Genomic DNA, 15,277 nt, shown 5'->3' with positions numbered 1-15,277 from the left:
TTTTATAGGCACAAATGTCTTGCCTTTTTCTTTTGTAAAAATTTAAAAACAATACACCGAATTTTCTGAAAAAGGTTGTAATGTATTGCTAAAAATGATAAGTTATTAATCATATTACACTTTAGTGTGGTAGAGAAGTAAAGTGAACAACGAAAATACCAAGTGATTTTAAATACAGTATTGAAAGTAAAGGGTGGTCGAGTGAATAATTCAGAACAATTAATTGCGTTAAAAGAATCGGAAACAGCATTTTTAAAATATTTTAATAAAGCGGATTATGAGTTAGTTGATTTTAGTGTGGTTGAAAAGTTGGACTGGAAACAATTGAACCATGAGGATTTGCAGCAGATGGGTGAGCGAAATTTTTGGCAACATGAGCATCAAATTTATGCACTTCGAAATGATTTTACAGATCAATTATTGCGTTATTACTCAATGTATCCAACTGCAGCAACAAAAGTGGCATACACAGGTTTAATCATTCGGAATAATGAAGCGGCTGTACAAGTGGGTTTGGAAAACTATGCACCATCATTAGCGAATGTACAACAGAGCTTAAAGCTATTTATTCAGTTTATTCAACAGCAGTTGAGAGACAACGTGCATTTTGTTGTATTGGGACATTATCAATTGCTTGATGCCTTACTCGATAAATCGTTACAAACACCAGACATACTATCAATGATTGAGGAACGTAATTTATCGGGACTTTTTACATATTTGTCGACTGAACATCCAATCGTGCAAATCTTGAAAGAGAATACGCAACAACAATTAAATGTATTGGAACACTATATTCCAAATGACCATCCAGCACTCGTTGAATTAAAAATATGGGAACGTTGGTTACATACACAAGGTTACAAAGACATCCATTTAGATATTACTGCGCAGCCACCTAGATCCTATTACACAGGTTTATTTATTCAATGTCATTTTGCTGAAAATGAATCTCGAGTTTTAACAGGTGGTTATTACAAAGGAAGCATCGAAGGGTTTGGATTAGGATTAACACTTTAAGTAAGGGAGTATGCACAATGTTAAGAATCGCCATAGCCAAAGGACGTCTAATGGATAGTTTAATTAACTATTTAGATGAAATTGAATATACGACATTATCAGAAACATTAAAAAATAGAGAACGCCAATTATTATTAAGTGTAGATAATATTGAATGCATTTTAGTAAAAGGAAGTGACGTGCCAATCTATGTGGAACAAGGAATGGCAGACATAGGCATTGTTGGTAGCGACATATTAGATGAGCGCCAATATAATGTTAATAATTTGTTGAATATGCCTTTTGGAGCATGTCATTTTGCGGTTGCAGCGAAACCTGAAACGACCAATTATCGTAAAATCGCAACGAGTTATGTTCATACTGCTGAAACATATTTTAAATCAAAAGGTATTGATGTCGAATTGATTAAATTGAATGGCTCTGTTGAATTGGCCTGTGTCGTAGATATGGTAGACGGAATTGTCGACATCGTTCAAACAGGTACTACGCTAAAAGCGAACGGACTGGTTGAAAAGCAACATATTAGTGATATCAATGCAAGATTAATAACTAATAAAGCAGCTTATTTTAAAAAATCACAATTAATAGAGCAATTTATTCGCTCTTTGGAGGTGTCTATTGCCAATGCTTAATGCACAACAATTTTTAAATCAATTTTCATTAGAAGCACCATTAGATGAGTCATTGTATCCAATTATTCGCGATATTTGTCAGGAAGTTAAAGTTCATGGAGATAAGGCTTTGAAAATGTATAATCTAACATTCGATCATACGAAAACAGATCATTTAGAAATTAGTCATGAACAAATTAAAGCAGCATTTGACACATTAGATGAAAAAACAAAACAAGCATTACAACAAAGTTATGAAAGAATTAAAGCATATCAAGAAAGTATTAAACAGACGAATCAACAGTTAGAAGAATCAGTGGAGTGTTATGAAATATACCATCCACTAGAAAGTGTGGGTATTTATGTGCCTGGTGGCAAAGCAAGTTATCCATCAACGGTTCTAATGACAGCGACTTTAGCACAAGTAGCAGGTGTAGAAAATATTGTTGTTGTGACACCACCTCAACCTAACGGAGTATCCCAAGAGGTATTAGCTGCATGTTATATTACGCAAGTTAATCAAGTGTTTCAAGTTGGTGGTGCTCAAAGTATTGCTGCATTGACTTATGGAACAGAAACGATACCTAAAGTTGATAAGATTGTAGGTCCAGGTAACCAATTTGTTGCATATGCCAAAAAATATTTATTTGGACAGGTAGGTATTGATCAAATTGCAGGACCAACAGAAATAGCACTGATTATTGACGACACCGCAGATTTAGATGCCATCGTATATGATGTATTTGCGCAAGCAGAACATGATGAATTAGCACGTACATATGTCATTAGTGAAGATGCGCAAGTCCTTAAAGATTTAGAATCACGTATTGCTAAAGCATTGCCTAATGTGGACAGATACGACATTGTTTCTAAAAGTATCGCTAATCAACACTATCTTATCCATGCTAGTAATTTTGATGAAGCATGCCATGTCATGAATACAATCGCGCCTGAACATGCGTCGATTCAAACAGTAAATCCTCAACCATATATTGAAAAAGTGAAATATGTGGGTGCATTGTTTATTGGACATTATTCGCCAGAGGTCATAGGAGATTACGTTGCAGGTCCAAGTCATGTATTACCTACAAATAGAACAGCTAGATTTACCAATGGGTTATCGGTCAATGATTTCTTAACACGGAACACGGTCATCCATTTATCAAAAGATACGTTTGAACAAATTGCTGATTCAGCACAACATATTGCTCATGTTGAAGCATTATACAATCACCAGCAGTCTATTTTAATACGTCAGTCTTAGGGGAGTGTAATTGAAATGATTTATATTGATAAAAATGAAAGTCCAGTTACGCCGTTGGATGAAAAAACAATGACGTCTATTATTAGTGCAACGCCATATAATTTATATCCTGATGCAGCATATGAACAATTCAAGGAAGCTTATGCTAAGTTTTACGGATTATCGCCTGAACAAATTATTGCAGGAAATGGATCTGATGAATTGATTCAAAAGTTAATGCTGATCATGCCAGAAGGTCCGGCATTAACGCTAAATCCTGATTTTTTTATGTATCAAGCATATGCGGCACAAGTAAATCGTGAAATTGCATTTGTAGATGCAGGATCAGATTTAACGTTTGATTTGGAAACCATTTTAACGAAAATCGATGAAGTACAACCATCATTTTTTATTATGAGTAATCCACATAACCCTTCAGGCAAGCAATTTGATACGGCATTTTTAACAGCTATTGCAGATAAGATGAAAGCATTAAACGGATACTTTGTCATTGATGAAGCATATTTAGATTATGGTACGGCATATGACGTGGAACTGGCACCACACATCTTAAGAATGCGTACATTATCAAAGGCGTTTGGAATTGCCGGCTTAAGATTAGGTGTCTTAATTAGTACTGCTGGAACGATAAAGCATATTCAAAAAATAGAACATCCATATCCATTAAATGTATTTACGCTAAATATTGCGACTTATATTTTTAGACATAGAGAAGAGACAAGAGTATTTTTAACGATGCAACGACAGTTAGCTGAGCAGTTAAAACAAATATTTGATACACATGTTGCAGATAAAATGTCAGTATTCCCATCAAATGCCAATTTTGTACTTACTAAAGGTTCAGCAGCGCAACAATTAGGACAATACGTATATGAACAAGGATTTAAACCTCGCTTTTATGGTGAGCCGGTGATGAAGGGCTATGTAAGATACTCAATTGCAACAGCATCGCAGTTAAAGCAATTAGAAGAAATTGTTAAAGAATGGAGTGCAAAATATGATTTATCAAAAACAACGAAACACAGCTGAAACACAACTAAATATTTCAATATCAGATGACCAGTCACCATCGCATATTAATACAGGTGTGGGCTTTTTAAATCATATGTTAACATTGTTTACATTTCATAGCGGTCTGTCATTAAACATTGAGGCACAAGGTGATATTGACGTAGATGATCACCATGTAACTGAAGATATCGGCATTGTCATTGGCCAATTGTTACTTGAAATGATTAAAGATAAAAAGCATTTCGTTCGTTATGGAACGATGTACATTCCAATGGATGAAACATTAGCACGTGTCGTTGTGGATATAAGTGGGCGCCCATACCTATCATTCAATGCATCATTAAGTAAAGAAAAAGTTGGTACGTTTGATACGGAGTTAGTAGAAGAATTTTTTAGAGCGGTCGTAATCAATGCAAGATTAACAACGCATATTGATTTAATTCGTGGAGGTAATACACACCATGAAATTGAAGCTATATTCAAAGCGTTTTCCCGTGCATTAGGCATAGCGCTAACTGCAACTGATGATCAGCGTGTGCCGTCATCGAAAGGTGTGATTGAATGATTGTCATCGTTGATTATGGATTAGGGAATATTAGTAATGTAAAACGCGCTATTGAACATTTAGGGTATGAGGTGGTTGTCTCAAATACCTCAAAAATAATCGATCAAGCAGAAACAATCATATTGCCCGGTGTCGGCCATTTTAAAGATGCGATGTCAGAGATAAAACGATTAAATCTCAATGCAATATTGGCTAAGAATACTGATAAGAAGATGATTGGTATTTGTTTAGGCATGCAATTAATGTATGAGCATAGTGATGAAGGCGATGCATCTGGATTAGGGTTTATCCCAGGAAATATTTCGCGTATCCAAACAGAATACCCAGTGCCACACTTAGGCTGGAATAATTTAGTGAGTAAGCACCCTATGTTAAATCAAGATGTTTATTTCGTACATTCTTATCAAGCGCCGATGTCAGAAAATGTCATTGCATATGCGCAGTATGGTACTGATATTCCAGCAATTGTTCAATTTAACAATTATATTGGTATTCAATTCCATCCTGAAAAAAGCGGTACATATGGGTTGCAAATTTTGCGTCAGGCAATACAAGGGGGATTTATAAATGATTGAATTATGGCCAGCGATTGATTTGATTGGGTCAACAAGTGTGAGGTTAACAGAGGGTAAATATGATAGTGAAGAAAAAATGTCACGCTCGGCTGAAGAAAGTATTGCTTACTATAGTCAATTTGAATGTGTGAATCGTATTCATATCGTCGACTTGATAGGTGCTAAGGCACAGCATGCCCGAGAGTTTGATTATATTAAGTCATTGAGGAGATTAACAACCAAAGATATTGAAGTAGGTGGTGGCATTCGTACGAAGTCACAAATCATGGACTACTTTGCCGCAGGGATTAATTATTGCATAGTTGGAACGAAAGGCATTCAAGATACTGATTGGCTTAAAGTGATGGCACATACATTTCCAGGTCGCATTTATTTATCTGTTGATGCTTATGGAGAAGATATTAAAGTGAACGGATGGGAAGAGGACACAGAGTTAAATTTATTTAGTTTTGTGAGACAGTTATCGGATATACCTCTTGGAGGCATTATATATACTGATATTGCTAAAGATGGCAAAATGTCCGGACCTAACTTTGAATTAACTGGTCAATTAGTAAAGGCAACGACGATTCCTGTCATTGCTTCCGGTGGTATTAGACATCAGCAAGATATTCAACGATTAGCGTCGCTAAATGTTCACGCTGCTATTATAGGAAAGGCTGCACATCAAGCATCTTTTTGGGAGGGGCTAAAATGATTAAAAAACGTATCATTCCATGTTTAGATGTCAAAGATGGTCGTGTCGTTAAAGGGATTCAATTTAAAGGATTAAGGGATATTGGGAATCCTGTTGATTTAGCAATGTATTACAATGAAGCGGGTGCTGATGAATTAGTATTTTTAGACATCTCTAAGACGGAAGAGGGTCATAGCTTAATGCTAGAAGTGATTGAACAGACAGCGTCACGCTTGTTTATCCCTCTTACTGTAGGGGGTGGGATTCAAAGTCTCGATGATATTACCCAATTGTTAAATCATGGTGCAGATAAAGTATCATTAAATTCAAGTGCTTTAAAAAATCCACAGCTCATTAAACAAGCGAGTGATAAATTCGGTAGACAATGCATCTGTATAGCAATTGATAGCTATTATGATCCTGAAAGAAAAGCACATTATTGTTGTACGCATGGTGGTAAAAAGATGACAAATATTAAAGTATATGACTGGGTACAGCAAGTAGAACAGTTAGGTGCAGGTGAGCTCCTCATTACAAGTATGGGACATGATGGTATGAAGCAAGGATTTGATATTGAACACCTAGCAAATATTAAGTCTCTTGTAAATATTCCAATCATTGCTTCTGGTGGTGGTGGCAATGCACAACACTTTGTAGAATTATTTGATCAGACGGATGTTTCTGCAGGTTTAGCTGCAAGTATATTACATGATCGAGAAACGACGGTTCAATCTATTAAAGAAGTGATACGGCAAGGAGGTATAGCAGTAAGATGACCAATTACAAAATTGATTTTAGCAAAGGTTTAGTGCCAGCAATTTTACAAGATAATCAAACAAAACAAGTATTGATGTTGGGTTATATGAATCAAGAAGCTTTTGATAAAACGATAGAAGATGGTGTAGTATGTTTCTATTCGCGGTCGAAACAACGTCTATGGACAAAAGGTGAAACATCTGGTCATACGCAACGTGTTAAAGATATTCATGTAGATTGCGACAATGATACTATTTTAATTGATGTCATACCAAATGGACCAACATGTCATACAGGCAGTCAAAGTTGTTTCAACACAGAAGTTCCATTTTCAGTGCAAACATTAGCGCAGACAGTTCAAGATAGTGCCCAATCCAATAATGAAAAGTCATATACAAAATATTTATTAACAGAAGGTATAGAAAAGATTACGAAAAAATATGGTGAAGAAGCTTTTGAAGTCGTAATTGAAGCAATTAAAGGTGACAAAAAAGCATTTGTAAGTGAAGTAGCAGATGAACTTTATCATTTATTTGTCTTGATGCATGCGCTAGGCGTCGATTTTTCAGAAATTGAGGCAGAATTAGCGCGTAGACATCATAAGCGCAATAACTTTAAAGGCGAACGACAAAATATCGAACAGTGGTAAAACAAGTATGGGCTGAGATATAGAGAAAAGGATCATGGCTTATACACTTACAAATATTGTGGAAAACGTGACATTTTCAAGTTTAAAATACGACACCAACATATTTTAACTATGAATGCTGTGATGGTACTAAAGTTGCAAACGCGTTATAGATAAGTAGTGGATAATCACAATACGAAACCAAAAATAATTATGAAAAGTGAATTGAGCAACTCAGGAATAGATGTCACTGTTAAAGATGTTGAAAAGTATATGAATCGATATAATGAAGTTATGAAGGGAAAAAATGGCGAAAAAGCTAAAGAGAATTTAGTAACCTTTAATATCATAGTTGTCTTTACATTCTTTGTATTTATACTGTAAATAAAAATATATCTAGCCTGAAATAGAAATGTCATAGCCTATTTAAAAGACAATCTCCATTAGAACTAAGATGTGCATCCCGAAAGTTAGACTAAAAAACTAACTTTATGGGATGTATTTTTATGCTAATCATCATAAATTCGAGATTAAGTTAAAGGTAGTTCAAGAGTAATTAAACAATAAATTAAAAATAGTAGGATACTTACTTTGAGGGAAGAAAATTAACTGTATATATTTAGTTTAGGAACAAGTATTACGGTTTATCCTGATACAATTATTGTGGATGGGATGATATTTTTAGGTTTAAAATACGACACCAGCAAACATTATAACTGTGATAGCTCATAAATCCCCCCATACAGCTAATCTAAAAAAATAATACATCATTGGAATCAAGCCCCAAGCATGTAAATATTAAAAATCACAAAAGATATATGTAAAAAAGTTACAATTTGCATAATTAAATTGTGTCTAATTATTGACTAATTAAATTTTGCCAAATATAATATTAATTAATAATTTGAAATGATTAGCGTATACACTTTAAATTCTCTTTGGAGAATATATTTTTTAAATAAAAATGTAAACGCTTTCTCGTCAAATTAAACAATAGAAAGGATGGTCATTATGAGTGCTTGGTTAAGTAAATTATTTGAGTTTATTCCTCGAATAATTATCAATTTGTTTATCTAAAATAAAAAAATAGAGGTGCTGACAATGATGAAAAGTCAAAATAAGTATAGTATTCGTAAATTTAGTGTAGGTGCATCTTCCATTTTAATAGCTACATTACTATTTTTAAGTGGTGGACAAGCACAAGCAGCTGAGAAGCAAGTGAATATGGGAAATTCACAGGAGGATACAGTTACAGCACAATCTATTGGGGATCAACAAACTAGGGAAAATGCTAATTATCAACGTGAAAACGGTGTTGACGAACAGCAACATACTGAAAATTTAACTAAGAACTTGCATAATGATAAAACAATATCAGAAGAAAATCATCGTAAAACAGATGATTTGAATAAAGATCAACTAAAGGATGATAAAAAATCATCGCTTAATAATAAAAATATTCAACGTGATACAACAAAAAATAACAATGCTAATCCTAGCGATGTAAATCAAGGGTTAGAACAGGCTATTAATGATGGTAAACAAAGTAAAGTGGCGTCACAGCAACAGTCAAAAGAGGCAGATAATAGTCAAGATTCAAACGCTAATAACAATCTACCTTCACAAAGTTTAACAAAGGAAGCACCATCATTAAATAAGTCAGATCAAACAAGTCAACGAGAAATTGTTAATGAGACAGAAATAGAGAAAGTACAACCACAACAAAATAATCAAGCGAATGATAAAATTACTAACTACAATTTTAACAATGAACAAGAAGTGAAACCTCAAAAAGACGAAAAAACACTATCAGTTTCAGATTTAAAAAACAATCAAAAATCACCAGTAGAACCAACAAAGGACAATGACAAGAAAAATGGATTAAATTTATTAAAAAGTAGTGCAGTAGCAACGTTACCAAACAAAGGGACAAAGGAACTTACTGCAAAAGCGAAAGATGATCAAACGAATAAAGTTGCCAAACAAGGGCAGTATAAAAATCAGGATCCTATCGTTTTAGTGCATGGTTTCAATGGGTTTACAGATGATATTAATCCTTCAGTGTTAGCTCATTATTGGGGCGGTAATAAAATGAACATTCGCCAAGATTTAGAAGAAAATGGTTACAAAGCTTATGAAGCAAGTATAAGTGCTTTTGGAAGTAACTATGACCGCGCAGTTGAACTTTATTATTATATCAAAGGCGGTCGTGTAGATTATGGTGCAGCACATGCAGCAAAATATGGACATGAACGTTATGGAAAAACATACGAAGGAATTTACAAAGACTGGAAACCAGGACAGAAGGTACACCTAGTTGGACATAGTATGGGCGGTCAAACGATACGTCAACTAGAAGAATTACTGCGTAATGGTAATCGTGAAGAAATAGAGTATCAAAAGAAACATGGTGGCGAAATTTCTCCACTATTCAAAGGTAATCATGACAATATGATTTCATCAATTACTACTTTAGGAACACCACATAATGGTACACACGCATCAGATTTAGCTGGTAATGAAGCTTTAGTGAGACAAATTGTATTTGATATCGGTAAAATGTTTGGTAATAAAAATTCAAGAGTAGACTTCGGGTTGGCTCAATGGGGCCTAAAACAGAAGCCAAATGAATCATATATTGATTATGTCAAACGCGTTAAACAATCTAATTTATGGAAATCAAAAGATAATGGATTTTACGATCTGACGCGCGAGGGTGCAACAGATTTAAATCGTAAAACGTCGTTGAACCCTAACATTGTGTATAAAACATACACTGGTGAAGCAACGCACAAAGCATTAAATAGCGATAGACAAAAAGCAGACTTAAATATGTTTTTCCCATTTGTGATTACTGGTAACTTAATCGGTAAAGCAACTGAAAAAGAATGGCGAGAAAACGATGGTTTAGTATCCGTTATTTCTTCTCAACATCCATTTAATCAAGCTTATACAAAAGCGACAGATAAAATTCAAAAAGGCATTTGGCAAGTGACGCCTACAAAACATGATTGGGATCATGTTGACTTTGTAGGACAAGACAGTTCTGATACAGTGCGCACAAGAGAAGAATTACAAGATTTTTGGCATCATTTAGCAGACGATTTAGTGAAAACTGAAAAGGTGACTGATACTAAGCAAGCATAAGTTAAAAAGTAAAGGGAGGAATTAACAATGACTGCAGACTTCTTTCAATTAATCGGATCATTATTTAGAATTCTAAAAGAATTATTCAAGTAAAACCTTGGCGGGGCCCCAACAAAGAGAAATTGGCGGAAAGTCAGCTTACAATAATGTGCAAGTTGGCGGGGCCCCAACATAAAGAATTTCGAAAAGAAATTCTACAAACAATGCAAGTTGGGGTGGGACGACAAAATAAATTTTGCGAAAATATCATTTCTGTCCCACTCCCATTGGCATTTGAGTAGTTTAAATGTGCAATTAGAATATATGTATAACAATATTAAACACGCGGTAAAACGAAGTCAGTCAACTCAAACTGATTTCGTCCACCGCGTGTTTTTAATATAGCTTAATAATTAATAAGCATTAATGTTCAATTTATATGGTTGTTTTCCAATAATAAACCTAAAGATATAGAATTCACGCAATATCATGCCGACACCTATACATAATCCTAAAATGAATAGTAGTGATATCGCTAGAAAGACCATTGTATTATCCTCAAATATATTTGTATATGCAAACAATGAGTCTAGAATGATTGGATGTAATAAATAAATAAAGAATGAGAAAGCACTAATCATTTGAATCGTATTAAATAACATTGTTTTAAAATGCGTGCAAATACCCAAGATAACAATAAACATAATACTATTATATGGTGTTAATGAATATGAAAAGCTGGTAACGTTCCAATAGTCTCCATTTGCTAACGCAATAAACACAAAATAAGTAGCTACAGCTAATACAATCATAATAACTAAATAACGTTCTAAGAAATTTAATACACGTTCGTAGTTATAACCCATATATGCACCTAAAAAGAAATAAAAAATCCATCCGAATATTATAGTGTTTTCACTTAATGGATAATAGTGTAGCACGGTATCGTGAAACGCTGTGTTGTTCGTAAAGTAATATAAAAATGATTGCTGTAAAATAAAAGATAACAATAATAATATTTTACTGTTGAATAGGTTATAGTTAATTTTAAAAATGATATAACTCAAAATAAAGAATTGCATGATAACAACGATAAAATAGCCATACCATTGACCTAATAGGACATTTTCAATGAATTGTTTATTGAAACTTGAATCTGTTAATAATGATTCACTATAACTGTAAAACAATCCCATTAATATGTAAGGAATAAGTATATATTTTACGCGTGTAGTTAAGTATCTATAGGTGACTTTTTGGTAATTCAAGGTTGTCAGTAACTGTGACAAGATAATAAAGCAAGGTGTACCAAAAATCACAATATTACGAATGTAAAATTGTAATACTAAGGATCCTCCCTCCATATTTTCATGTTTTAAAGTAATTTGTGTAAGTAAATGTGTGATAATAATAATTGCACATATAATAGCACGTAAATATACGAGTTCAAGTCTAATCTTTTTCATGGAATCCGTCCCATCTCTTAATTAAATGCTCAAAAGCATCATCACTAATTAATATTCTAGGGATGTAATAATCATTGGAGTTCGGAGTGACTGCTTTTTCCTCTAATGAAAAATTGTATTTTAACCCAGCTTTTTTGATTACCGGTAATTTATCGTCATTCATCAAGCCATAAGGATAGGCTATAGTTTTCTGCGACTTTTTAAAGTTTTTAGTTAGATATTTTTCACTTTTGTTTAAATCTTTTATGATTGTAGCTTCAGAAGCTTTCATTAATTTTGACTTATTATTTTTAGATAAGTTATGCAAATCGTGGGTATGTGTTTCAAATTCCCATAACCCAGTTTTATACATTTCTTTTAGTTCTTTTTTACTAATCATATCGAGGTTGTGAAAGTTTTCTTCCCCAACATGACCTGTGATAATAAACCCAGTTGCCGGTATTTTATATTTTTTAAGATTGGATAAGCATTTTCATAAATAGTTTCATCCATATCATCAAAGTTAATCCATACACTTCGTTTTGGAAACTTACCTTTTTTCTTGTAATATAAAAATTCTTTCAAGGTTAAAAATTTAGCATCATGTGATTTTAGCCATTTTATTTGAGATTCAAATTGTGATTGACTAACACTATAATTTTTAATTTCTTTACTACTAGAAAAGAAGTAAATAAAATTATTCAGAAAATTCGCTTTTCTTACACGGTGATAATTTAATGCCAGAGCACTATTTTCTTTATATTTCAGTTTTTTAGGTGAATCGTCATCTGCATTTGCAATATGATGACCATCCAGTGTGCTTACAGGCAATATGATCAAGATACTCAACACTAAAATTATTAATTTTCTATACTTCACGATTCTCTTCCTCTCTGCCATTTTTGAATCAATATGCTAATTGTAAAAAATACAAAAATGATAATCGCGAAAATGCCCATAGTTTCAAATATATCTAAAATTTCAGTATTTTCAATGTTTAAAGCAACACGTATTGTATTGATACTTTCGTCATGAATTTCAAATATAGTACCAATATAAACGAGTAGAACAACTAAACAATATATCCAAAAGACACACGATATAGCGATAAGTGCTGTTTCTCTTACAATATTTAGCGATGATTTTAGCGTTGGGTATTCCCTCTGTCTGGGCTTGACCATGTTGCGTAACCACCTTTCTTACGTTTTAATGCTTTTGGAAATGCGACAAGAACTACTGCTGCGTTAATAATCCAGTATACTGTCGGATACCAACTTACAAATATGAGTCCAGCCATATTCTTTTTCTCGTAGCGACTATCAATAAAGAGTGCGACTGTAAATTGAATAACGTTTATAAAAGTCATAGTAAATGATGATAGTAGAAATATTGAAAAACTATATGTCATAAATGTATAGTCTAAGAAGTTTGCTGTTATGAACAAATAGCCTAAATATAGAAGCACTATATATACCCATAAAATTGAGATGATTTGCTCAAACATCAAAATATATAAAGGAAACCTTTTCGTTTTCATTGTGCTAAAAAAGTCTCGTAGTAATACTTCGTGTCCCCCTTGAGCCCATCTCACGCGTTGCTTCCAAAGACCTCCCAATGTTTCTGGAACCAACATCCAACACATGGCAAGCGGTTCATACTTAATACGATATCCACGTAAATGCAATTTCCAAGAAACTGCAATATCTTCGGTAATCATATCAGTATCCCAGTAGCCAACGTCGACAACTGCACTTTTTTTAAATAGAGTGAAGACACCCGAAATAGTATTGACTGCGCCAGCAAGTGTCTGACTTCGCTTAATACAGCCAATTAAACTTGCATATTCTATCGTTTGAATTTTACCTAAAATAGAACTCTTATTTCGAATTCTAGGATTACCTGTAACTGCACCAAGTTTTGGATCATGTTTGAAATTCTCAATCATATAATATGGTGCATCTTGATCAACGATAGTATCTGCATCCAAGCACATTACATAATCATATGAAGCCTGTTTAATGCCTTGATTGAGTGCGTTGGCTTTACCTCTGTTTTCTTGTAAATCGACGAAAATAAAGTCATTATTTTCTTTGATTTTATAGATGAGTTCTGCTGTATTATCTGAACTTCCATCATTAATGATAATAATTTCTTTCTTCTCGTATTTGAGTGCAAGAACATTAGACAACGTATCTTCAATCGTTTCACTTTCGTTATAACAGGCAAGTAAAAATGTAATGCCTTCTAATTCATCCACATTTATGTCAGGCTTCTTGTTCAATGAATATCTAATTTCTCTGGTAAAATAGAAATAAATTGAACCGACAATCCAGTAAATAGACATAAATACAGGATAAAAAAGCAAAAAGTTAAAAAATTGCAATTTCTTTACCTACCTTTCGTTAGTTAGGTTGTAAGCCATATGGTAATTGATAGTATTTTAATTTGCAATAGATTGTTGTTATAATTAAACGGAAATATTTGTAATTGCAACTTAATTTTCCTGTAACATAGTGTGATTAATTTTCAGTAGGGGGTTATAAAAATTGAAGGATAAGATTATTGATAACGCAATAACCTTATTTTCAGAGAAGGGGTATGACGGTACAACACTTGATGATATAGCTAAAAGTGTAAATATAAAGAAAGCGAGTTTATATTACCATTTTGACTCGAAAAAAAGTATTTACGAACAAAGTGTTAAATGTTGTTTTGATTACCTTAATAATATTATTATGATGAATCAAAATAAATCGAACTATTCAATTGATGCTTTATATCAATTCTTATTTGAGTTTATTTTCGACATCGAAGAAAGGTATATTAGAATGTACGTTCAATTATCTAATACGCCTGAGGAATTTTCTGGAAATATTTACGGACAAATACAAGATTTAAATCAATCATTAAGTAAAGAGATAGCAAAATTCTATGATGAATCAAAGATAAAGATGACAAAAGAAGACTTTCAGAATTTAATATTGCTGTTTCTTGAAAGTTGGTATTTGAAAGCATCCTTTTCGCAAAAATTTGGAGCAGTGGAAGAAAGTAAAAGTCAATTCAAAGATGAAGTGTATTCGCTACTAAATATATTTTTGAAGAAATAATTTTTGTTACTAGTTTGTAATAATTAACTTACTTTTGTAAAAAAAGACATGAGATTATTTTTTTAAATCTATATAAAGTTGACAATACAAATCGATATTGAGAATATTAAGATGTATATGAATTTTATAAATTAAATGCAATACATTAATATAAATATCAATTGTTGCAAAATACGATTTGTTCAATGATTTGATAATATTATTCTTTATATTTGTGAATGGTTAAGTTTGTCTTTGAACATATTATAAAAGTGTAATGTTCCCCTGAAAAGAATAAGTTGTCATCTAATTACAGGAAATCCGCATAAATTAGATGAAATGGAAAGTAATAAGTAATAATTTATTGATAAGCGCCTATGTGATGGTAAATCATGACATAGGCGCTTTTTTTTATAAGTTAAAAATGTAAATAAAAATTATATAAATTACCCACATCTTTTTAAAAGGTGTGGGCTTTATTATCATTAACCCAACTCACAGTGACGGGTTACGC

General features: G+C 32.9%; 13 protein-coding genes and 2 pseudogenes. 11 read left to right on the top strand and 4 right to left on the bottom strand.

Going from position 1 to position 15,277, the window contains the following annotated elements; genetic code table 11:
• Positions 1-201 precede the first annotated feature (201 nt).
• The 10 genes and pseudogenes from IDG63_RS02065 (at position 202) to lip1 (ending at position 10,253) form a co-directional block, all read left to right on the top strand.
• On the top strand, positions 202-1,020 hold the full coding sequence (locus IDG63_RS02065; protein ID WP_001065586.1) for an ATP phosphoribosyltransferase regulatory subunit: 819 nt from the start codon (positions 202-204) through the stop codon (positions 1,018-1,020).
• 17 nt (positions 1,021-1,037) lie between these two features.
• The gene (gene hisG / locus IDG63_RS02060) at positions 1,038-1,652 is read left to right on the top strand and encodes an ATP phosphoribosyltransferase (protein ID WP_000944144.1); all 615 of its coding nucleotides are present in this window, start codon (positions 1,038-1,040) and stop codon (positions 1,650-1,652) included.
• Positions 1,645-2,895, top strand: coding sequence for a histidinol dehydrogenase (hisD, locus tag IDG63_RS02055; protein ID WP_000930650.1), 1,251 nt, complete (start codon positions 1,645-1,647; stop codon positions 2,893-2,895). The genes hisG and hisD overlap by 8 nt, the downstream gene beginning before the upstream one ends.
• Before the next feature lie 15 nt (positions 2,896-2,910).
• Positions 2,911-3,924, top strand: a complete 1,014-nt coding sequence (locus tag IDG63_RS02050; protein WP_000639186.1) for a pyridoxal phosphate-dependent aminotransferase — start codon at positions 2,911-2,913, stop codon at positions 3,922-3,924.
• The gene (gene hisB / locus IDG63_RS02045; RefSeq protein WP_000640266.1) at positions 3,893-4,471 is read left to right on the top strand and encodes an imidazoleglycerol-phosphate dehydratase HisB; all 579 of its coding nucleotides are present in this window, start codon (positions 3,893-3,895) and stop codon (positions 4,469-4,471) included. The genes IDG63_RS02050 and hisB overlap by 32 nt, the downstream gene beginning before the upstream one ends.
• Positions 4,468-5,046, top strand: coding sequence for an imidazole glycerol phosphate synthase subunit HisH (gene hisH, locus IDG63_RS02040; protein WP_000635624.1), 579 nt, complete (start codon positions 4,468-4,470; stop codon positions 5,044-5,046). The genes hisB and hisH overlap by 4 nt, the downstream gene beginning before the upstream one ends.
• Entirely contained in the window at positions 5,039-5,743 is a 705-nt protein-coding gene (gene hisA / locus IDG63_RS02035; RefSeq protein ID WP_000571737.1) for a 1-(5-phosphoribosyl)-5-((5-phosphoribosylamino)methylideneamino)imidazole-4-carboxamide isomerase, read from the top strand. The genes hisH and hisA overlap by 8 nt, the downstream gene beginning before the upstream one ends.
• Positions 5,740-7,127, top strand: a pseudogene (gene hisF / locus IDG63_RS14650) (imidazole glycerol phosphate synthase subunit HisF). The gene hisA and the pseudogene hisF overlap by 4 nt, the downstream one beginning before the upstream one ends.
• Before the next feature lie 192 nt (positions 7,128-7,319).
• A complete protein-coding gene (locus tag IDG63_RS02020) occupies positions 7,320-7,490 on the top strand; it encodes a hypothetical protein (protein ID WP_000834347.1) in 171 nt (56 codons plus the stop codon).
• A 720-nt stretch (positions 7,491-8,210) separates the two neighbouring features.
• Positions 8,211-10,253 carry a YSIRK domain-containing triacylglycerol lipase Lip1 gene (lip1, locus tag IDG63_RS02015; protein WP_072414310.1) on the top strand — a complete coding sequence of 681 codons (2,043 nt, stop codon included), beginning with the start codon at positions 8,211-8,213 and terminating at the stop codon, positions 10,251-10,253.
• Positions 10,254-10,645: 392 nt separating this feature from the next.
• Here lip1 and icaC read toward each other — a convergent pair whose 3' ends face one another.
• The 4 genes and pseudogenes from icaC to icaA form a co-directional block, all read right to left on the bottom strand.
• Positions 10,646-11,698 carry a polysaccharide intercellular adhesin biosynthesis/export protein IcaC gene (gene icaC / locus IDG63_RS02010; protein WP_000723836.1) on the bottom strand — a complete coding sequence of 351 codons (1,053 nt, stop codon included), beginning with the start codon at positions 11,696-11,698 and terminating at the stop codon, positions 10,646-10,648.
• A pseudogene (gene icaB / locus IDG63_RS02005) lies at positions 11,685-12,556 on the bottom strand (intercellular adhesin biosynthesis polysaccharide N-deacetylase). The gene icaC and the pseudogene icaB overlap by 14 nt, the downstream one beginning before the upstream one ends.
• A complete protein-coding gene (icaD, locus tag IDG63_RS02000; RefSeq protein ID WP_000240580.1) occupies positions 12,553-12,858 on the bottom strand; it encodes an intracellular adhesion protein IcaD in 306 nt (101 codons plus the stop codon). The pseudogene icaB and the gene icaD overlap by 4 nt, the downstream one beginning before the upstream one ends.
• Entirely contained in the window at positions 12,822-14,060 is a 1,239-nt protein-coding gene (gene icaA / locus IDG63_RS01995) for a poly-beta-1,6 N-acetyl-D-glucosamine synthase IcaA (protein ID WP_001159430.1), read from the bottom strand. The genes icaD and icaA overlap by 37 nt, the downstream gene beginning before the upstream one ends.
• Positions 14,061-14,223: 163 nt before the next feature.
• Here icaA and icaR point away from each other — a divergent pair, with 163 nt between their 5' ends.
• Positions 14,224-14,784 carry an ica operon transcriptional regulator IcaR gene (icaR, locus tag IDG63_RS01990; protein ID WP_000653261.1) on the top strand — a complete coding sequence of 187 codons (561 nt, stop codon included), beginning with the start codon at positions 14,224-14,226 and terminating at the stop codon, positions 14,782-14,784.
• The last annotated feature ends 493 nt before the right edge of the window (positions 14,785-15,277 follow it).

Origin of the sequence: Staphylococcus sp. EG-SA-14, from assembly GCF_017151935.1 — a bacterium.
Lineage (GTDB): Bacteria > Bacillota > Bacilli > Staphylococcales > Staphylococcaceae > Staphylococcus > Staphylococcus aureus.
The sequence above is the reverse complement of the archived record's forward strand: the minus strand, read 5'-3'. Positions and strand labels throughout refer to the sequence as shown.

What these genes read in the sequence shown, in the direction of transcription:
- hisB (WP_000640266.1), top strand. Translation starts at nt 3,893, where the DNA reads ATGATTTATCAAAAACAACGAAACACAGCTGAAACACAACTAAATATT.
- hisG (WP_000944144.1), top strand. Translation starts at nt 1,038, where the DNA reads ATGTTAAGAATCGCCATAGCCAAAGGACGTCTAATGGATAGTTTAATT.
- hisA (WP_000571737.1), top strand. Translation starts at nt 5,039, where the DNA reads ATGATTGAATTATGGCCAGCGATTGATTTGATTGGGTCAACAAGTGTG.
- hisH (WP_000635624.1), top strand. Translation starts at nt 4,468, where the DNA reads ATGATTGTCATCGTTGATTATGGATTAGGGAATATTAGTAATGTAAAA.
- lip1 (WP_072414310.1), top strand. Translation starts at nt 8,211, where the DNA reads ATGAAAAGTCAAAATAAGTATAGTATTCGTAAATTTAGTGTAGGTGCA.
- icaD (WP_000240580.1), bottom strand. Translation starts at nt 12,858, where the DNA reads ATGGTCAAGCCCAGACAGAGGGAATACCCAACGCTAAAATCATCGCTA.
- hisD (WP_000930650.1), top strand. Translation starts at nt 1,645, where the DNA reads ATGCTTAATGCACAACAATTTTTAAATCAATTTTCATTAGAAGCACCA.
- icaC (WP_000723836.1), bottom strand. Translation starts at nt 11,698, where the DNA reads ATGAAAAAGATTAGACTTGAACTCGTATATTTACGTGCTATTATATGT.
- IDG63_RS02020 (WP_000834347.1), top strand. Translation starts at nt 7,320, where the DNA reads ATGAAAAGTGAATTGAGCAACTCAGGAATAGATGTCACTGTTAAAGAT.
- IDG63_RS02050 (WP_000639186.1), top strand. Translation starts at nt 2,911, where the DNA reads ATGATTTATATTGATAAAAATGAAAGTCCAGTTACGCCGTTGGATGAA.